Source organism: Enterococcus sp. AZ140 (assembly GCF_051714405.1).
Taxonomy (GTDB): domain Bacteria; phylum Bacillota; class Bacilli; order Lactobacillales; family Enterococcaceae; genus Enterococcus_B; species Enterococcus_B pernyi.
Window position 1 is genome coordinate 486,206 of sequence record NZ_JBIORU010000001.1, and the last position, 21,123, is coordinate 507,328.

Genomic DNA, 21,123 nt, shown 5'->3' on the forward strand with positions numbered 1-21,123 from the left:
TGGGGGGACTAAGATGAGTATTACTGTGAATATCCTATATAGCGGTAAAGAAGGCAATGCAAAGGCATTTGCCCAAGAAATGACAGAGCGAGGAATCGTCGAACGCATTCGTGCGCAAGAAGGAAATGAACGTTATGAGTATTTTATTCCTTTAGAAGATGCTGAATCGATCTTATTGGTAGATCGCTGGACAGATCAAGAAGCAATCGATCGTCACCACAAATCAGAGATGATGGTGGAGATTGCTGAATTACGAAAAAAATATCAGTTGAAGATGAAGGTCCAACGTTTCATCGATGAACCAACAGAATAGATCAATCGATAGTTCTGATCCGTTTATTGCTTATTCTTGAAAAAGAAGATCGCAATAAACGGTTTTTTTGTTGAAAGATAGAGGAGAATAGATAAAGAGAGCTTCGAGGTAAAGCCAAAAAAGGATAAACGGTAAAGTTCCCCGTTTATCCCTAGGATTATTCAGTTGGATGAGTTGAATTAGCTGTATCAGTAGTGTTCTTAAAGCGAATAAAGCTACGGATCATCTCCCGAATGATCGTATACGTCGGCAATACGAGGATCATTCCTAATAAGCCAAACAAGTTCCCAGCGACAAGTAAAAGAAAAACAGTCGCAATTGGATGGATATGAATCATCTTATTCATCACTAGAGGAGACACCAAGTAAGATTCCCCAAATTGAATCAAGGTGATGAAAGCTACTAAGAGTAAGGCTGTTTTCACGTCTTGACTTAATGCGTACAGTAAAGCCGGTGCAGCACCAATAAACGGACCAAAATAAGGAATGATATCCATCAATCCACAAATCAAGGCAAGTAATAACGCATTTGGCAAGCCTAATACTTTAAAAACAAGATAACTCCCCACACCTACATACGTACAGACTAAAAGCTTGCCACTAATATAGGTCGAAGCTGCTAAATGGAAATCATGGCACCAATCTCTGACTAACTGATGGAATTTCTTAGGCGTGTAGCGTGTCAATATAGCTGGAATCCTGTCGCCATCTTTGAACATATAAATCAGTAAGAGTGGAATCGTAAAGAGAATGATCGCAGAGCGCGAAACGATTTCGAATACATTGACTAAACTTGAAGTGGCACCTGAAACAAATTGTAAAACAAAACGTGTCAATTGGTTCAATTCCAGTGTATCAATAAATGGGAGCAAGCGTTCTTCTAATAAGGAACCATCTAGATTCTCTGCCAAAACATAAAGAATTTGAGGAACCTGACCGATAAATTTACTGATTTCCAAAATGATGATCGGTAAAATCACTTGTACGGTCAAATACACAGTTAACAAAATCAGTAGCATCATCAGTGTGACCGCAAGCGTTCTTGATTTTATATATTTGAGGAGTTGATTGTATATTGGAAGAAAAATATAAAATACGAAAACTGAAATCAAGATTGGCAAGAAGATACTTGCCATGATCGCTTCGAGTGGCCTGAAAATAAAAGTGATCTTAGAAAAAATAAAAATAGTGATTCCTGTCAAGCTAAGTAAAACAAGTGTTGCAAATAATTTGGAACGTTTTAAAAAAGTCATAGTAGAGATCCTCCGCTTTTTGGCTTTTTATCGTTTAGGGTATGTATGAAAAAAGCATGTTACTTGAAGACTGTTCAATCGATTTTAGATGCTACAAGCTGATTTATATCACGACCCTATACTTAAATATAACATAACTAAAAGAATTTATTTTCTTGAAAAAGGAATTTGTAAAAAAATAAATAGTTAAATGAATTGAGCGCGGCGTGAATGATCGATTTAACGTAAAATATTTGCTGGAAAAATGATGGCACACATTTCCTAGCGTCATTGATTTACAAACGCTTACGTTTCATATATAATTGGATTATCAACTTGTATATATAAGTTAAAAAACAGCTGGAGGTACAGGCTTATGGCGTTTACAGAAAAAGTGATTTATCAGATTTATCCCAAGTCATATCGTGACACGAATGGTGATGGGATTGGTGATTTACCAGGAGTCAAAGAAAAATTGCCTTATTTAAATGAATTGGGCATTGATATGATTTGGTTGAATCCCTTTTACCCAAGCCCGCAAAAAGACAATGGGTATGATATCTCTGATTATCAAGCAATCGATCCATTATTCGGTACGATGGCTGATTTTGAAGAGCTAGTCGCTGAAGCAAAAAAATATCAGATCGACATCATGCTAGATATGGTATTGAACCATGTCTCTATTGAACATGAATGGTTCCAAAAAGCATTAGCTGGAGACAAGTATTATCAAGATTTCTTTATTTTAAGAGATGAACCAACAGATTGGGTATCAAAATTCGGTGGGAACGCTTGGGCGCCCTTCGGCGAAACAGGGAAGTACTATTTACATTTGTATGATAAAACGCAAGCTGATTTGAATTGGCGTAATGAAGCAGTCCAACAAGAATTATTCAAAGTTGTTCGTTTTTGGATGGATAAAGGTGTCAAAGGGTTCCGTTTTGATGTAATCAACGTGATCGGAAAAGACGAGGAACTGAAAAACAACGCGGAAAATGAAGGGAAAGCCGAGTACACAGATAAACCAATTACTCATACGTATTTACAACGCTTAAATAAAGAAACGTTTGGCCAAGACCCTGAAATCCTAACGGTAGGAGAAATGAGTTCAACGACTATCGAAAACTGTCTTTTATATACGTCACCAGAACGAAATGAATTGTCAATGGTATTTAATTTCCACCATTTGAAAGTCGATTATGAAAATGGCAATAAATGGACAACTCCGCCATTTGATTTTGAAGAGTTAAAGCGTTTGTTCCATACTTGGGGAGAAGAAATGAGCGCAGGAAATGGCTGGAATGCACTATTTTTGAATAACCATGACCAACCACGTGCCTTAAATCGTTTTGTCGATGTCGAACAGTACCGTAAACAAGGGGCAGAAATGTTGGCCACGATGATCCATTTAAATCGAGGTACTCCGTATATCTATATGGGAGAAGAAATCGGGATGATCGATCCTGACTTCGATTCGATTTCTGACTATCGGGACATTGAAAGCTTAAACGCATATAACCTGTTACAAGAACAAGGATTCACGCCAGAAGAAGCCTTTCGACGAATTAAAGCAAAGTCACGAGATAACTCACGCACACCGATGCAGTGGACAGATGAACCACAAGCTGGCTTCACGTCAGGGACACCTTGGTTACCTTTAGCATCGAAGCATGAAACAATTAATGTAGCAAACGAGCAAAAGCAAGAACAGTCGATTTTTGCCTATTACCAAAGACTGATCCAACTAAGAAAAACATATCCAGTGATTGCTAATGGTGATTACAAAGCCTATGCACCTGAGCATCCACAAGTCTATGGCTATCTTAGACAAACCGATCATCAAAAATTATTAGTTCTGACCAATTTTTACGCGAAAGAAACGTCGGTGGAATTACCGGAAGAATTTGTAGGTGCGGAAGTATTGATCAGTAACTACCCAACGACAGTTGAAAAAGAAATGAAGTTACAACCTTATCAAGCAGTCGCACTATTAGTGCAAGAAAAGTAGAGGCTGTGACAAACGAATAGTTTGAAAAATGAGGCCGGGACAGAAGTGTTTAGCCTCGAGAAATAAGGCGCCATCCACGAAAATTGTTCTTCAAATTTTTGTGGATGGCGCCTTATTTCCGAAGAGGTTACTTCTGCTCCCGCCGTTTATTCGGTTTTAGGTGGTGGAAGAGTGCTAATGTCCCACTTCCTATTTATGGGATTTGCTCATCTCTGAAAGGTTGCTCGATGAATACCGTATAGTTTTTTAGAAGATAGGAGTGGACTCATGTCTCACGCCTATCCTTTTTTGTTACTTAAAGTAATCCTTCTCTGAAAAATCAGCTTTTTGATAAACGCCTTGATCCCCATAAAACTTATTGTAACGCTGTTTGAATTTTCTAAAGAGAAAAACAACGAGTAGTTTGATCAATGTATAGATCGGAATACCAAAAATGACGCCCATGATTCCTAGAAGATCTCCCATGACTAATAAGACAATCAAAATCGTGATGGGGTGGATCTGTAACCGATCACCCATCACACGAGGGACCACAAGATCTCCGTGAAGCAACTGGACAACGAACCAGACGATCACAAATTTTACAGCCATGAACGTCGAATCTTGAAAAGCAATGAATAGTCCCGGAAAGAAAGCGATGAATGGACCGATATAAGGAATAATACATAATAAACCAGCAGCGATAGCCAGAATACTTGCAAATTCTAAGCCAATCAATAAAAAAGTTACCCAGTAAACGGCGCCTAGAATGAAAGAAGCGATGATTTGTCCTTTTAAGAAAGCACCTAATTGTTGGTTCGCAATTTTAGTCAAAGTCCGAAAATCTGTGCGAAATTTTGGTGGAACGATACCTAAGACCGATTGATAAAAATTGTGCGGATCTTTTAAAAGGAAAAAGGCAATGATCGGACCAGTAAATAAAGTGATAAAGGTCGTTGTGACCGCTGAGAATAGATTTCCTAGACTTTCTGCACCGCTCTGCCAATAGTTACCGATGAATGAAGTAAAGTTATCGGTGAAATCATCGATCGATGCAAAGAATTGATTGAATGAATCAGAAAATGGTGTCTGTGCTAAAAAGTCCTTCAACGTTTGTTGGAAATCTTGGAATAGGTCAGGTAGTTGTTGAATCAATGTGGTTGCTTGCTGTTCTAAAAACGGAAACAGCCAGACACCTCCTAAGCCAATCAGCAATAAAATAATAACAAAAACTAAAATGACTGACAGATTACGTGAGAGTTTCTTGCTGAGACGTTTGATCAAAGGTTCTAATAAATAATATATGACCAAAGCAAAAAGGACTGGTGGTAAAGTCGTGATAAAAATGACAACCAGTGGTTTGAATATAAAAGCAATCTTTTGGAAAAAGTAAATGACCAACGCGATCATCACAAGTAATCCTAGAACGTAATACGAAGTTTTCCCTCCTAAAAAACGAATCAGTCGGGAAGATTCTTTCGGTTTTTTTTCCACGATAGTTCTCCTTTCTCTTGAAATAAGTAGTTGGTTTTTGGGTTGGGCTATTCTCACGAAGCAACTATTGAGATCGAATGAAGCCTTTTTAATAGACAGCCAAACGATGAAAAATATGAGAAGCTATTTTCTGATTTTCCATCTTACTGCTCAGGTCAAAACGCTTCTTTCACAACCTAGATAAACGGTGTTCAAGAAGCAACACTTCAATAATAAGCCAAGAAAATCCAAAATGAAAAAACCATTTTTGATTTTCCTGTCTTATTACTCAGTGCTGACCGCTTCTTTCACAACCTTGTCCTACTCCAAGTTATTATAATCTGAAACGGGTATAAAAAGAAAATGATACAGTTGAAAAATCAATCGAATTTCGATAATAAAATAAATTTAGTAATAATGCTTGACGGTTGGTTTGATTCTATGCTAAATTAATTCCTGTTGCTAAAACGTAACTATTACGATTTGTGTTTATTAATCGTAATCAAATAGAGAAAGAAGATGAGAAGGAGCGAATAAAATGAAACGTTGGATCAAGGTGGTAGGAGGATTACTGTTGACAGGGATCCTTGCAAGTTGTGGCACAGGAGATACTGCAACAAATACAAATGCACAAAATGATGAAAACTTGAATGTAATGACGACATTTTATCCAATGTACGAATTTACGAAGCAAGTAGTTGGTGAGGAGGGAAATGTTGAATTATTGATTCCAGCTGGAACAGATTCACATGACTACGAACCTTCTGCAAGAGATATGGCAAAAATCCAAAATGCTGATGTTTTTGTTTATAATGATGAAAATATGGAAACTTGGGTTCCAGCAATTGAACATACTTTAAAAGAGGGCGATGTACTTCCAATCAAAGCAACAGAAGGAATGTTGTTATTGCCTGGGGATGGTCATTGCCATCACCACGATCATGACGATGAAGACCACGATCATGAAGACCATGATCACGATGATCATGCGGATGACCACGACCATGATCACGATCACGGAGACCACGGTCATTCACATGAATTAGATCCACATGTTTGGTTAGCTCCTAATCTAGCGATGAAGCAAGTAGAAACGATTCGTGACCAATTGATTGAGGCATATCCTGAAAAAGAAGAAGCATTCACTGAAAATGCTGCCTCTTATTTAGAAGAATTAGAAACGCTACACAACACTTTTAAAGAAACATTAGGTCAAGCAAAACAAAAATCATTTGTGACCCAACACGCTGCGTTCAATTATTTAGCTCTAGAATATGGTCTTAATCAAGTACCAATTGCCGGTCTTTCTTCAAGTGAAGAACCATCTGCTGCAAGAATTGCCGAGTTAAAAGAATTTGTTGAAGACCATGGGATTGAATATATCTATTTTGAAGAGAATGCCAAAGACAGTATCGCTCGTACTTTAGCTACTGAAGCAGGCGTATCGTTAGCAGTATTGAATCCTTTAGAAGGATTGACAAAAGAGCAAATGGATAACGGTGAAACGTACATTTCAATCATGGAAGCAAACTTAAAAGCGCTCCAAAAAACGACGGATACTGAAAATCCATTAGAAGATACATTGAAACCTGAAAAAGAAAAAACAGTTTATAATGGTTATTTTGAAGATTCAGAGGTCCAAGACCGTCCATTGTCGGATTGGAATGGTATCTGGCAAACTGTCGATACGTATATGGCAGATGGAACGTTTGATCAAGTATTTGAATATAAAGCCAAAACAAATCCAGATATGACAGCTGAAGAGTATCGTGAATATTATGAAATAGGCTACAAAACAGATGTCGAAAAAATTGAGATCAAAGATGATACGATGATTTTTACTTTCAAGGATGGCGAAGTTAAAGAATCGAAATACCGTTATGCTGGTAAAGAAATCTTGAACTATTCAGCAGGTAATCGCGGTGTCCGTTTCTTGTTTGAAGCGGAAGATCCTGATTCTGGTGCGTTCAAGTATGTACAATTCAGTGACCACTCGATTGCGCCTACCAAATCAGACCATTTCCATATCTATTTAGGAAATGAAAGCCAAGAAGCGTTACTAGAAGAAATGGACAATTGGCCAACTTTCTATCCTGAAGAAATGACTGGAAAAGAAATCGCGCAAGAAATGATCGCGCATTAAACGATACTAAAAAACGAAGAATGAATGGAAAAGAGGATTTTACGACTTTTTCATTCATTCTTCGTTTCTTTATTAAAAAGAAATTATTTATTTTATTGTCTTTCAAGAAATCAACTTCTTTAGCCCACGAATCGAAACAGGGATCACTTCCCCGTTGGATAGAGTCACTTCTCGTGTTTTCTTATTGATTGTTTGGACATTTTGGGTATTGATGACATAAGATTTGTGACAGCGGATAAAGTGTTGACTTTTCTTTTCGATATCTTTTATCTTCTCGTAAAACTGCATTTGGGCATGTGTCAAATGGACCTCCAGTTTATGAGGAGTACCTTGAGCAGTAGAAAAGTATTGGATATCTCGAATAGGTAAAAATTTGATTTCATCATTGAATTCAATTCTAAAAATATCCTTTTGTAATGGCGCAGTTTGGAAATCTTCGAATATCTTACTTAAGATACGTTCAACATTTTCTTTAAGATCAAAAATATCTTCTTTGATGATATAATCAGTCGGCTCAATGTTGCTTTTCAAAATCGTCATGGAAAGATCGGTGTGTGAAGTAACATAAATGATTTTTCCAAGCGAGTCCAAGTCACGTACTCGTTTTCCAATGGCAATGCCATCTAATTCACTGTCTTTCAGTTCGATATCCAAAAAATAAATACCAAAAGAAGACGTACGTATCCTTGCTGCATTGAGGAGTTCAATAGGATCAGAAGTTGCAATATGGACATAACTATCCAAATTTTCAATCATGATCCGATTCTTGATTACTGTAGAGATGACTTCCAGTTGTTTCGGATCGTCTTCACAAATGTAAATGGGAATCATAAAATTACTCCTTTAATTGTATATGGATTGTTTGTGAAAATCGCTGATTCTCAATCGATGTTTCAAGAAAAAGATAAGGATTCGTTTTTGTTAACTCATCAAGAATAAATAAACCTAATCCTTCATTTTTGGGATTTGTTTTCGTCGAGAAGCCTTTTTGTTTTAACTTACTCAATGGAAACGTATTCGTAGTAGTGTTGATGACGCGTATCATCAACGACTGTTTTTTCTTGATGATCAGCACTTCGATTTTTTTCTTTTTGGTTATTGTTGCACCTTCGATTGCATTATCAAGAATAATACCAAGCATTCTTACCAAATTGATCGTATATTTTTTACCAATGACGATTTCATCTGGAACGGTCAATTGGACAGAGATACCTTTTTCTTGTGCCATCATTAATTTTAAAGAGAATAGACTTCTTATTTCAGGTACCTTCATTTTGTCTAGTAAGCTAAGGTTTGCTGGGAAGAGATTCATCATTTCACGTGTAGGTAAAATCGTTTGGTTGTAATATTTTTGTAAGCCCTCAAGATCGCCTTCAGAAATATAACTATTCAAAGAAAACAACAGATTTTGATAATCGTGTTTAAATTCTCTAAGCTCTTGATAATTTTTTTCTAGATCTCTAATGTAATCTTGCTGCAATTGGATGCGTTGTTCCAATAATTGATCTGCCATCTTTTTATTTGATATTTTCCAATAGTAAATCAAGATAATTAGGCCGACACACAGATAAAGGATAAAAAAGCTCGTATTTAATGCTAGTACTTTTGGCGTTTCACCAGAAAATCGTGTATAAAAAATAATGATATAGTAGGTAAGTAAAACCAATGAACCGATTGTACCAATCATTCGACGGTCAACACTAGCGGACCAATTATCTAAAAACTTTTTGAATCCATACGCAAATAATAAAGATAAAATCGCTGATACAGTTATATGGAAATATTGTAATGCATCTCCAGGTTCAATGACAGCAGATTCCAATACTAAAAAATCCGCAACGCTCGTCAAATGATCGCCTAAAATGGAAGCTAATAATCCCAAAGGTAATGCGTAGATCATATGTTGGCGCGAGGATGAAAAGAAAAAGAAAAGTAGACTCAACATGGCAATTGCGACAAGTGCAGAAAAAATACCTAAAATCGGGTAAAGTATTCCCAACAGGGCTGCTGCCAAGAGACTAAACGTAGAAAATAGGTATTTATTTTTAATTTGGGAATTGATGATTAAGATAGAACTTGTGTAAATCAGATATTGCAAGGCTATGGACCACAAAAACATAAAGCACAGCTCCCATTGCGTTTTCCCAAATTATAGCATATTTATAATATTATTTTTTTAATTTTTCAGGTATTTTAAATTCTGAGCTCATACCGAAGCAACAGCCAGATACAAAGAAATCAGAAAGGTTAGTTAATTGTTTAACGATTGTTTTTTTCATAAAAAATTCCTCCAATATTCATCATGTAATTTGTAACTGGAAGCAACGTAGCTATTTCTAAAATAATCCCAAGTAGTAAATAGGTAGAAAAGTAAGAAGCAGAGAAAAATAATGTGAGTACTGCAAATAAAAGATACATGAAAATTGCTTTTTTTAGTAGGGGTGGGCGTTTCTCTGGTGCAATTGGGTTAAGGGCTGTGCCTCTTGATCCATAGCGAAGCAAAAGGAAAAAACAAACAATTAACAAAAGGACCATCATAGGGAAAGAGAAAGTCAATTGATAATGTTTCATTACTAAGGGAACCCCCCACAAATAAAGCAAAGTCCAAAGTAAGCAAACAAATTCAGAATCGGAATGGAGACCGTAAGCATATCTGCGAATACAGATATATGAAAGGAAAGTCATTCCTGTTTCTGCCCACGTGCCTGTCAATAAAGAAAATACAAAAACGACAGCAAGTTTTCCAAGATTGTTCAGCAAAACTTCCAGAGCAAACTTCACTTGGATGTAAGTCATATCTTCTTCATCTTGTTTTCCGTTGAATAATATTGCCAATATTCGATTTACCACTTTATTTTTCATCTCTATACGTACCTCCGAATACTATAATAAGCGAAAAGACATAAAAAAAGTTTTTCGATTCATAAAAGGACGTTTTGACATCAAAATCGTTAACTAAGTGAATTTTGTAACATATTTGTTATATAAGAATGAAAAGCTTTTTCTTATGTAAAAAATAAAAGACATGTTTATCTCTAAATAATTAAAAAATTTCCTGTAAAACTATCAAATCATCTTTAAATTTTCAACTAAACGTACGATTACACCAAAAAAGAGTGAGATTATTTAACAGTTTTGATGCCAAAAGAACTTTTTATGATATTTCTGTGTTATGTTTAAAAATTTATGTTAAAAATTAGTAGAGGTTGCGAAGATAAATGTAAGTGGCACGTTCTTATATTTTTGTTTTACCAACTTCTTAATAGAAGGCAGCAACTCCCCTTCCCCTTATGTTGTTGCCTTCTGATATCAACAACAAGGTAGTCTATGTTAAAATGCAAGCCTTTAAGAAGGTGGGTTTGTCAATAAAGGTAACAGATTCGAAATTTTATCAAAAGAAGTTGTGCCGTATGCACAACATAATGGAGGAAATAGCATGGAAAATGAAAATCTATTTGAAGTCGGTAAAACGTACGCATTTGTATCAGATTTATTTTGTTCTCCAATTGAAGCAGAAATTGAAAAAATCTATGAGAATAGTTTGATGGTTCGTGTTCTCAATTGCGCAGATGAAGACAATGAAACTGCACACAATTTACACTGGCAATTAGTCGTTCGTAAGTCAAGTGCAGTGAAAGAGTACAGCTACTAATAGTAACTGTTCATGAATGAAAAATAGTATTCTGATAAATAGCCAGTCAAATCTTGAATGATGGAAAATCATTTTTGGATTTGACTGGTTATTTTTACTTTGAAAGGTAAAGGAAAAGTGGGTTTTGCTTTTTTGGGGTTCTCATGTAGTTTTAGGAACTCATCAAATACATCAGTTGATAGTAGAGTTTCTTTTGTTTCTTCCTAAGACCACGATCGTAAAAGGGTGAAGCCCCATTTTATTTTTTGTAAAGGTCTGGTAGTATAAAGAAAATAAATGGAGTAGAAAATAAATAAAAGAAAGATGGGGAAGATGATCAATCAAGAAAATGAGAAAGAAATTCTTCGATTGCAAAGAGAAATCAGCCATTGGGAAAGAAAATATAAAAAGCTCCAACAAATTTTTCGAATGCAAGAAGAAATAATTGCTAGTTATGAAGCTGCATATGGGGAAGCACCAGGGTTGGTAGAAGAACAACATGAGGAAGAACAGCCAAATGAATCATTTTTTGAACATATTGAGAAGCGTTCTTATAATCGATTCAATAATGAACAAAAAGCAGCAATCACTTATGATATGAGCAAACACTTACGAATCATTGCAGGTGCAGGAAGTGGAAAAACACAAACGATATGTGCAAAAGCTGTATATCTGATGAATGAAGAACAAGTAGAAGAGCAAAGGATCTTAATGATTACCTTTACTCGAAATGCTGCCAATGAATTGAAAAAACGGGTGGATAATTTTAGTCAAAGAAAAACGAATGTAACGATCGGAACTTTTCATAGTATTTTTTATCGTCTGTACAGTGATATCAAACGGCAGTTTCCGGATCTTTCTGCCGAAGGGATTCAAGGTGAGTTTTCTAAAGACACACCATATAAAGTAAATCTTTTACTGCAGAAACTAATAAAAAAATATCAACTATATTCTTTCGATCAGTATGGTGAGAAAACGATTGCTAACAGATTGGATTATTGGCAAAACATGAATCTCTCCCAACAGGAGATCATCCAATTGATCAAAAAGAGATTTGATTCCATTGAAAAAGACCCACGTCAACCTATCTCTGAGCGTATGGATCAATTAATGACTGAACTATATGAAGAAAAACAAAAGCAACGACTTTTTGAATTCAATGATGTTCTACAAAATTTGAAAAATGCCCTCTCTCATGTAAATGTCAGAAGATATGTAGGTCAAAAATACGATTACTTGTTTATCGACGAGTTTCAAGACACGAATCCTTTGCAATGGGCAATCGTTCAGTTGATTACGAAAGACTCGCCAATCAAGTTGATCATCGTTGGAGATGATGATCAAAGTATCTATGGCTTTAGAGGATCAGAACCTGATTATATCAAACAGTTTGAAAAAGAATATCCAACAAAAACACTCTTTCTATTGACCAATTATCGTTCGCGAGCGTCGATCGTTCAAGGAGCTAATCGATTGATCACGTACAATAAAAAGGATCGCATACCTAAAGCGATGGTACCAGCACAAAAGGAACCAGGCGTATTACAGGCATTATCATTTAAAACGGTACAAGAGGAAAGTGACTGGTTGATTCAGCAAGTATATGCTTTTATAGAAGACAAAGGAAAATACAAAGAATCTATTATTTTATATCGCTCATTATCACAAACACAAGCATTGGTGCAACGTTTGATCCAAACAGATATTCCATTTGTACTAGAAGCAGATACCCAATATGCGGGAATCTATGGAATTAAGCTTTTTTATCAATTTTATCAAAAGTTTATCGGTTGGTATGATGCGGCAACACCGATAAAAGTGCAAGCACACCAACAGTTGTTACGACAGTTGATGATTAATTGTTATCTGAAAACAAATGAATGTGACCAATTTTTCTCTAATAAAAACAGTGACCAAGATATTGTCGCTTATATTTTAAAACGGCGGCCTAATTTAGAAGCTAGAGAAAAAGAACTAAAGACATTTGTAAGCGCGCTGGAAACATTTGATCAACCAACGAAGCGGTCATGTGTTTCACTGATTGAGGCCTATTGTCGCTTGCCAAGACCGAATAAAGAAATCGAGCAAGGTGACAAAGAATGGTTGCTGGAGACTGTCAGACAATATCCAACGATCCCACAATTGAAAAAATTGTATCTTGAGATCCAAGGAATTGCAGCAGAACTAAAAACAAGGTTGATTGCTTATCGTAAGGGGAAACTAGATGCCTTATGTATCCAGAGTATTCATAAAAGCAAAGGTTTAAGTTATCGTAACGTCTTTTTAATCGGTTGTAATGAAGGGATGATTCCTTACAATGGCGCGGTAGCAAAAGACAAAAGACTGAAAAGTGAGTTGAAAATCGAACCATTAACGACGATTGAGGAAGAGAGGCGTCTTTTTTATGTTGCAATGACTAGGGCAAGGAATCGTCTTTATTTATGTGTACCTGAGTTTAAAGGGAAAAGAAAATTAAAACCTTCACGTTTTATTAAAGAAACAGGTTGTAAAGTTAAAAAAATCAAATAAATGACGAAAAGCAAAGCGAGTAAAAATACACTTGCTTTGCTTTTTTATTCAAAAAAATAAATAACTGTAATTATTTATGTAAATTTTAAATAACCGTTGTTTATAAAAAGAATATAACCTTTATGTGATTGTTTAAATAACAATTTTCTGAACAAAAACAAATTTTATTTATTTTGGGGATAGCGTATGACTGGCATTATTTTGATATTACGTTTAGAATGGGATTACAATTAAAAAGGAGTGAGAAAATGATAAAACTATACACTTCGCCTAGCTGTACATCTTGCAGAAAGGCCAAAGCATGGTTACAAACGAATCATCTTGATTTTGAAGAAAAGAATATCTTTGCAGAACCTCTATCAGAAAATGAGATACGACAAATATTGGCCGCAACAGAAGGTGGAGTCGAAGATATTATTTCTACTCGTTCAAAAGTTTATGAGAAATTAGGGATCGATTTTAATGATTTATCCTTAAAAGAAATGATCCGCTTGTTCAAAGAATACCCATCTTTACTTAGACGTCCGATTCTACTTGATGAAAAAAGAGTATTGATTGGATTCAATGAAGATGAAATACGAGCATTTATTCCTAGAGAAATACGAGGTGTCGCAAGAAACTTGATTTATATGAAACATAGTGTCTTGTATTCGTAAGAATAGGAGGAGACGTTGTGAATATCAAAATCTATAGTTCAACGAATTGCACCATAACGGTTAAAGCCATCCAATGGTTAGAGAAAAAGAACTTATCTTATCAATTTGTTGATCTAGAAAGTAGAGCTTTAAGTAATAAAGAAGTCAAAGAGTTATGTAGTTTTGAAAATGCAGATATTGAACAATTATTTACTACATGGTCATTTGAATTCAAAAAAATTAAAGCTGGACTTCCAAAAAAACAGGAAGATCAACTTCTATTTTTGTGCAAAACGCAACGTCATCTTTTAAGACGTCCTTTGATCATCATCGATGATGCGCTGTTTGTTGGCTACGATCAACGATTGATGGAGCAATTGATTTTACATGAATAGACTGTATCCAATTGTGTTACATACTGAAAAAGACAATTGGGATCATCGGTTTTTCCTTAGTAACAAGCCAAAGAATCAAAATCTCACTTGCCTGTTCTCTGGTTTTTTGGCTTATTACCAAAGGCGCGTTGCATATTTTTCGTAAAGAAACTAGTGATAACTAGCAAAAAGTGTAAGAGGCAAATCGTATATTCCAAAATAAAACATTTCGACTTTTTCGTATTTCTACTATAAAGAGGATCAGAATTGAAAGTATACCAGATAGATTTATCAGAAATAGTGATTGACAACTAAATAGAATAAATGGTATATTTTTTTTTGTTGTTTTTTGTTTATTACTGATTTTAATAGTGTAAATAAAACTTTAAATAATGCTTGACGAATAGAAAAACACATGTTAATATAACTAGTGTTGTTTGAGAAATTCATCAAGGAATGTTGTCTCTCCAAAAGAAGAGATGAAAAAAGTTGTTGACAAATAACAAACAACAAGTTATTATAAGTGAGTTGCTAAAACGACCTCGTGAAAAACGAGTTCAAAAAACTTTTGAAAAATAGTTGACAATCATCCGAGAGTTTGCTAAGATATAAAAGTTGCTACGGCAACCACAAACGATAAGTTGAGGCAGTTGTGTTTCAATTATCACGTAGACCTTTGAAAACTGAACAAAGTAAGACAAACCAAATGTGTAGGGCGTCTTGATTCAATTCAAGACAACAAACATTTTTAACAAGCAAGCAATATGCTAGCAAACAAATTGAGCTTAACAATCGCAAGATTGTTCTAACTTTTATTTATGAGAGTTTGATCCTGGCTCAGGACGAACGCTGGCGGCGTGCCTAATACATGCAAGTCGAACGCTTCTTTTTCCACCGGAGCTTGCTCCACCGGAAAAAGAGGAGTGGCGAACGGGTGAGTAACACGTGGGTAACCTGCCCATCAGAAGGGGATAACACTTGGAAACAGGTGCTAATACCGTATAACAATCGAAACCGCATGGTTTCGTTTTGAAAGGCGCTTTACGGTGCCGCTGATGGATGGACCCGCGGTGCATTAGCTAGTTGGTGAGGTAACGGCTCACCAAGGCCACGATGCATAGCCGACCTGAGAGGGTGATCGGCCACATTGGGACTGAGACACGGCCCAAACTCCTACGGGAGGCAGCAGTAGGGAATCTTCGGCAATGGACGAAAGTCTGACCGAGCAACGCCGCGTGAGTGAAGAAGGTTTTCGGATCGTAAAACTCTGTTGTTAGAGAAGAACAAGGGTGAGAGTAACTGTTCACCCCTTGACGGTATCTAACCAGAAAGCCACGGCTAACTACGTGCCAGCAGCCGCGGTAATACGTAGGTGGCAAGCGTTGTCCGGATTTATTGGGCGTAAAGCGAGCGCAGGCGGTTTCTTAAGTCTGATGTGAAAGCCCCCGGCTCAACCGGGGAGGGTCATTGGAAACTGGGAGACTTGAGTGCAGAAGAGGAGAGTGGAATTCCATGTGTAGCGGTGAAATGCGTAGATATATGGAGGAACACCAGTGGCGAAGGCGGCTCTCTGGTCTGTAACTGACGCTGAGGCTCGAAAGCGTGGGGAGCAAACAGGATTAGATACCCTGGTAGTCCACGCCGTAAACGATGAGTGCTAAGTGTTGGAGGGTTTCCGCCCTTCAGTGCTGCAGCTAACGCATTAAGCACTCCGCCTGGGGAGTACGACCGCAAGGTTGAAACTCAAAGGAATTGACGGGGGCCCGCACAAGCGGTGGAGCATGTGGTTTAATTCGAAGCAACGCGAAGAACCTTACCAGGTCTTGACATCCTTTGACCACTCTAGAGATAGAGCTTCCCCTTCGGGGGCAAAGTGACAGGTGGTGCATGGTTGTCGTCAGCTCGTGTCGTGAGATGTTGGGTTAAGTCCCGCAACGAGCGCAACCCTTATTGTTAGTTGCCATCATTTAGTTGGGCACTCTAGCAAGACTGCCGGTGACAAACCGGAGGAAGGTGGGGATGACGTCAAATCATCATGCCCCTTATGACCTGGGCTACACACGTGCTACAATGGGAAGTACAACGAGTCGCGAAGTCGCGAGGCTAAGCTAATCTCTTAAAACTTCTCTCAGTTCGGATTGTAGGCTGCAACTCGCCTACATGAAGCCGGAATCGCTAGTAATCGCGGATCAGCACGCCGCGGTGAATACGTTCCCGGGCCTTGTACACACCGCCCGTCACACCACGAGAGTTTGTAACACCCGAAGTCGGTGAGGTAACCTTTTTGGAGCCAGCCGCCTAAGGTGGGATAGATGATTGGGGTGAAGTCGTAACAAGGTAGCCGTATCGGAAGGTGCGGCTGGATCACCTCCTTTCTAAGGAATATTACGGAGACTACACACGTTTGTCGATACTTTGTTCAGTTTTGAGAGGTCTACTCAAAATTTAACCCGGGGCCTTAGCTCAGCTGGGAGAGCGCCTGCTTTGCACGCAGGAGGTCAGCGGTTCGATCCCGCTAGGCTCCATTAACAACGTATGTTGTTATATACTTGTTCATTGAAAACTGGATATTGAAGTAAAAATGTAAGTAATACAAACCGAGAACACCGCGTTGAATTTGAAAGCTAAACAAATCGTTTAGCCTTAAGCAAAATAGGCGGCCAGAAGTGAAAGCTTGCTTTCACGGATTGGACGATCTTTTTGTCGAAAAGGCTGATTTGTGTGCTGGATAGAGTTTTTTAATAAGTTCAATTGCTTATTTTTCTTGATTGGACTTCTATCGCTAGAAGAAAGATCAAAACCCAACCGCAAGGTTGATAAGGTTAAGTGAATAAGGGCGCACGGTGGATGCCTTGGCACTAGGAGCCGATGAAGGACGGGACTAACACCGATATGCTTTGGGGAGCTGTACGTAAGCTATGATCCAGAGATTTCCGAATGGGGGAACCCAGCATCTTTTATAGGATGTTACGTATACGTGAATACATAGCGTATACGAGGTAGACGCAGAGAACTGAAACATCTAAGTACCTGCAGGAAGAGAAAGAAAATTCGATTCCCTGAGTAGCGGCGAGCGAAACGGGAAAAGCCCAAACCAATGAGCTTGCTCATTGGGGTTGTAGGACTCCGATATGGTAGTTCTTTCAGATAGTCGAATGACTTGGAAAAGTCAGTCAGAGAGGGTGAAAACCCCGTAGATGAAATTTGGAAGGCACCTAGGAGGATCCTGAGTACGGCGGAACACGAGGAATTCCGTCGGAATCCGGGAGGACCATCTCCCAAGGCTAAATACTCCCTAGTGACCGATAGTGAACCAGTACCGTGAGGGAAAGGTGAAAAGCACCCCGGAAGGGGAGTGAAATAGAACCTGAAACCGTGTGCCTACAACAAGTCAAAGCCCGTTAATGGGTGATGGCGTGCCTTTTGTAGAATGAACCGGCGAGTTACGATTGCATGCGAGGTTAAGTTGAAGAGACGGAGCCGCAGCGAAAGCGAGTCTGAATAGGGCGTTTGAGTATGTAGTCGTAGACCCGAAACCATGTGATCTACCCATGTCCAGGTTGAAGGTGCGGTAAAACGCACTGGAGGACCGAACCCACGTACGTTGAAAAGTGCGGGGATGAGGTGTGGGTAGCGGAGAAATTCCAAACGAACTTGGAGATAGCTGGTTCTCTCCGAAATAGCTTTAGGGCTAGCCTCGGAATTGAGAATGATGGAGGTAGAGCACTGTTTGGACTAGGGGCCCATCTCGGGTTACCGAATTCAGATAAACTCCGAATGCCATTCATTCATATCCGGGAGTCAGACTGTGAGTGATAAGATCCATAGTCGAAAGGGAAACAGCCCAGACCACCAGCTAAGGTCCCAAAATATATGTTAAGTGGAAAAGGATGTGGGGTTGCACAGACAACTAGGATGTTGGCTTAGAAGCAGCCACCATTTAAAGAGTGCGTAATAGCTCACTAGTCGAGTGACCCTGCGCCGAAAATGTACCGGGGCTAAACATATTACCGAAGCTGTGGAGTACACCTTTAGGTGTATTGGTAGGAGAGCGTTCTAAGGGCGTTGAAGGTAGATCGTGAGGACTGCTGGAGCGCTTAGAAGTGAGAATGCCGGTATGAGTAGCGAAAGACAGGTGAGAATCCTGTCCACCGAATGACTAAGGTTTCCTGGGGAAGGCTCGTCCGCCCAGGGTTAGTCGGGACCTAAGCCGAGGCCGACAGGCGTAGGCGATGGACAACAGGTTGATATTCCTGTACTCGTTGTTTTTGTTTGAGCAATGGAGGGACGCAGGAGGCTAAGGAATGCAGACGATCGGAAATGTCTGTCCAAGCAGTAAGTCTTGATAGGAGTCAAATGCTTCTAACTTTAAGGACAAGCTGTGATGGGGAGGGAAATAATAGTACCGAAGTTCCTGACGTCACACTGCCGAGAAAAGCTTCTAGTGAGAAAACAACGACCCGTACCGCAAACCGACACAGGTAGTCGAGGAGAGAATCCTAAGGTGAGCGAGAGAACTCTCGTTAAGGAACTCGGCAAAATGACCCCGTAACTTCGGGAGAAGGGGTGCTGATCGTCAGATCAGCCGCAGTGAATAGGCCCAAGCGACTGTTTATCAAAAACACAGGTCTCTGCAAAATCGTAAGATGAAGTATAGGGGCTGACGCCTGCCCGGTGCTGGAAGGTTAAGAGGAGTGCTTAGCGTAAGCGAAGGTACGAATTGAAGCCCCAGTAAACGGCGGCCGTAACTATAACGGTCCTAAGGTAGCGAAATTCCTTGTCGGGTAAGTTCCGACCCGCACGAAAGGCGTAACGATTTGGGCACTGTCTCAACGAGAGACTCGGTGAAATTTTAGTACCTGTGAAGATGCAGGTTACCCGCGACAGGACGGAAAGACCCCATGGAGCTTTACTGTAGTTTGATATTGAGTGTCTGTACCGCATGTACAGGATAGGTAGGAGCCGTAGAAATCGGAACGCTAGTTTCGATGGAGGCGCTGGTGGGATACTACCCCTGCGTTATGGCCACTCTAACCCGCACCACTTATCGTGGTGGGAGACAGTGTCAGATGGGCAGTTTGACTGGGGCGGTCGCCTCCTAAAGAGTAACGGAGGCGCCCAAAGGTTCCCTCAGAATGGTTGGAAATCATTCGAAGAGTGTAAAGGCAGAAGGGAGCTTGACTGCGAGACCTACAAGTCGAGCAGGGACGAAAGTCGGGCTTAGTGATCCGGTGGTTCCGCATGGAAGGGCCATCGCTCAACGGATAAAAGCTACCCTGGGGATAACAGGCTTATCTCCCCCAAGAGTCCACATCGACGGGGAGGTTTGGCACCTCGATGTCGGCTCGTCGCATCCTGGGGCTGTAGTCGGTCCCAAGGGTTGGGCTGTTCGCCCATTAAAGCGGCACGCGAGCTGGGTTCAGAACGTCGTGAGACAGTTCGGTCCCTATCCGTCGCGGGCGTTGGAAATTTGAGAGGAGCTGTCCTTAGTACGAGAGGACCGGGATGGACTTACCGCTGGTGTACCAGTTGTTCTGCCAAGGGCATTGCTGGGTAGCTATGTAGGGAAGGGATAAACGCTGAAAGCATCTAAGTGTGAAGCCCACCTCAAGATGAGATTTCCCATTTCTTTAAGAAAGTAAGATCCCTGAGAGATGATCAGGTAGATAGGTCAGGAGTGGAAGTACAGTGATGTATGGAGCGGACTGATACTAATCGATCGAGGACTTAACCAAAATAAAATGAAAAAACTCGGAGAGTTTCTTACTGATACTTCAAATCCAGTTTTGAGTGAACAAGATTTACTCAATATAGATAACACCAAGTGTGGTGGCGATGGCGAGAAGGATACACCTGTAACCATGCCGAACACAGAAGTTAAGCTTCTTAGCGCCGATTGTAGTGAGGGGTTGCCCCTTGTGAGAGTAGGACGCCGCCACGCAAACGAAAACAGTTGAACGAAAGTTCAGCTGTTTTTTTGTTTACTTTTTGGAAATAGCAAAAAGTATTGTCAATATTCTAGCCAAAAAAATACATGGTCTTGAAAAAAATTTTTTTCAAGGTCATGTACTTTATTTAAGTCGATCTAAGCTTTTTCTCTAAATAGAAATGAGTTTCATTTGACCAATAATCTAAAATGTTGATTGTCCAATTATTGCATCTTGACTAAAGAATGGCTTCGATTGCTTCTTTCATTTTTAATGGTGAAGTTTTTGGCGCAAAACGTTCAATTACTTGACCGTCTTTATCAATAAGGAATTTTGTAAAATTCCATTTGATTGCAGGTGTCAAAGTACCTGGTGCTTGTTCTTTTAAATAATCAAATAGAGGATCAGCATCCCCGCCATTGATCACCGTTAGTTGATGCATGGGAAATGTAACACCATACGTTGTTCGGCAGGCTTCCGCAGCATCATTTGCAGAAGCTACTTCTTGCTTGAATTGATTCGATGGGAAACCTAATACTACTAACCCTTTTTCCTGATACATCTGGTAAAGCTCTTCCAACTGTTCAAATTGTGGCGCCAAACCACATTTTGTTGCAGTATTAACGATGATCATAGGGTGGCCCTTGTATTTGTCCAATGAGTAAGTTGTCCCATTTTCTAATGTGACGTTAAAATCATAGATATCCATTCGTTTTTTCCTCCTATTTGTTGATGTATAATAAAGGGTTTGCTGACGTAGTCTCCTAAACTGAAAACATAATGAGCGAAAGTCAATGCCTTCGATCATTAGCCAACATGGAAGACTAAGAGATATTATTTGAGTTTTCTCTTAAAGTTCACGCCAAATTGTCTTTCTCAT

At 39.0% G+C, this 21,123-nt stretch carries 13 protein-coding genes, 1 tRNA gene and 3 rRNA genes; 11 read left to right on the forward strand and 6 right to left on the reverse strand.

The genetic code is table 11. The features are described from left to right. The first annotated feature begins 13 nt into the window (after window positions 1-13). Window positions 14-313, forward strand: a complete 300-nt coding sequence (locus tag IGJ39_RS02345; RefSeq protein ID WP_019723356.1) for an antibiotic biosynthesis monooxygenase family protein — start codon at window positions 14-16, stop codon at window positions 311-313. A 157-nt stretch (window positions 314-470) separates the two neighbouring features. Here the strand turns inward: IGJ39_RS02345 and IGJ39_RS02350 are convergent, their stop codons facing one another. After that, entirely contained in the window at window positions 471-1,565 is a 1,095-nt protein-coding gene (locus IGJ39_RS02350) for an AI-2E family transporter (RefSeq protein ID WP_019723357.1), read from the reverse strand. Between the two features lie 355 nt (window positions 1,566-1,920). On the opposite strand from IGJ39_RS02350, the gene treC reads away from it, so the two are divergent. Beyond that, window positions 1,921-3,552: an alpha,alpha-phosphotrehalase gene (treC, locus tag IGJ39_RS02355; protein ID WP_019723358.1), complete on the forward strand. Its 1,632-nt coding sequence runs from the start codon at window positions 1,921-1,923 to the stop codon at window positions 3,550-3,552. 291 nt (window positions 3,553-3,843) lie between these two features. Here treC and IGJ39_RS02360 read toward each other — a convergent pair whose 3' ends face one another. After that, a complete protein-coding gene (locus IGJ39_RS02360; protein WP_019723359.1) occupies window positions 3,844-5,025 on the reverse strand; it encodes an AI-2E family transporter in 1,182 nt (393 codons plus the stop codon). Window positions 5,026-5,542: 517 nt separating this feature from the next. Between IGJ39_RS02360 and IGJ39_RS02365 the strand changes: the two genes are divergently transcribed. Next, window positions 5,543-7,147 (forward strand): zinc ABC transporter substrate-binding protein AdcA, encoded by a 1,605-nt coding sequence (locus IGJ39_RS02365; protein ID WP_019723360.1) that lies wholly within the window; start codon window positions 5,543-5,545, stop codon window positions 7,145-7,147. Window positions 7,148-7,249: 102 nt separating this feature from the next. Here the strand turns inward: IGJ39_RS02365 and IGJ39_RS02370 are convergent, their stop codons facing one another. From IGJ39_RS02370 to IGJ39_RS02380, 3 genes are all read right to left on the reverse strand, one after another. Next, entirely contained in the window at window positions 7,250-7,978 is a 729-nt protein-coding gene (locus IGJ39_RS02370) for a LytR/AlgR family response regulator transcription factor (protein WP_010736348.1), read from the reverse strand. A 4-nt stretch (window positions 7,979-7,982) separates the two neighbouring features. After that, window positions 7,983-9,266: a sensor histidine kinase gene (locus tag IGJ39_RS02375; RefSeq protein WP_195476163.1), complete on the reverse strand. Its 1,284-nt coding sequence runs from the start codon at window positions 9,264-9,266 to the stop codon at window positions 7,983-7,985. Between the two features lie 140 nt (window positions 9,267-9,406). After that, window positions 9,407-10,009, reverse strand: a complete 603-nt coding sequence (locus IGJ39_RS02380) for an accessory gene regulator B family protein (protein WP_010736345.1) — start codon at window positions 10,007-10,009, stop codon at window positions 9,407-9,409. A gap of 574 nt (window positions 10,010-10,583) precedes the next feature. Between IGJ39_RS02380 and IGJ39_RS02385 the strand changes: the two genes are divergently transcribed. From IGJ39_RS02385 to rrf, 8 genes are all read left to right on the forward strand, one after another. Next, entirely contained in the window at window positions 10,584-10,799 is a 216-nt protein-coding gene (locus tag IGJ39_RS02385) for a hypothetical protein (RefSeq protein ID WP_010736344.1), read from the forward strand. Window positions 10,800-11,102: 303 nt separating this feature from the next. Next, on the forward strand, window positions 11,103-13,307 hold the full coding sequence (locus tag IGJ39_RS02390; RefSeq protein ID WP_195476161.1) for an ATP-dependent helicase: 2,205 nt from the start codon (window positions 11,103-11,105) through the stop codon (window positions 13,305-13,307). Between the two features lie 248 nt (window positions 13,308-13,555). Further along, window positions 13,556-13,963 (forward strand): transcriptional regulator Spx, encoded by a 408-nt coding sequence (gene spx / locus IGJ39_RS02395; RefSeq protein WP_019724106.1) that lies wholly within the window; start codon window positions 13,556-13,558, stop codon window positions 13,961-13,963. Window positions 13,964-13,980: 17 nt separating this feature from the next. Next, window positions 13,981-14,337, forward strand: coding sequence for an ArsC/Spx/MgsR family protein (locus tag IGJ39_RS02400; RefSeq protein ID WP_019724105.1), 357 nt, complete (start codon window positions 13,981-13,983; stop codon window positions 14,335-14,337). Window positions 14,338-15,130: 793 nt separating this feature from the next. Beyond that, window positions 15,131-16,691 (forward strand): 16S ribosomal RNA (locus IGJ39_RS02405). Window positions 16,692-16,768: 77 nt separating this feature from the next. Then, a tRNA-Ala gene (locus tag IGJ39_RS02410) sits at window positions 16,769-16,841 on the forward strand. A 295-nt stretch (window positions 16,842-17,136) separates the two neighbouring features. Next, a 23S ribosomal RNA gene (locus tag IGJ39_RS02415) occupies window positions 17,137-20,051 on the forward strand. 90 nt (window positions 20,052-20,141) lie between these two features. Then, window positions 20,142-20,257 (forward strand): 5S ribosomal RNA (rrf, locus tag IGJ39_RS02420). Together the 16S, 23S and 5S rRNA genes with 1 tRNA gene alongside form the textbook arrangement of a ribosomal RNA operon. A 224-nt stretch (window positions 20,258-20,481) precedes the next feature. On the opposite strand, the gene IGJ39_RS02425 is transcribed toward rrf, so the two are convergent. Continuing rightward, window positions 20,482-20,952, reverse strand: coding sequence for a glutathione peroxidase (locus IGJ39_RS02425; RefSeq protein WP_195475882.1), 471 nt, complete (start codon window positions 20,950-20,952; stop codon window positions 20,482-20,484). Window positions 20,953-21,123: the final 171 nt, after the last annotated feature.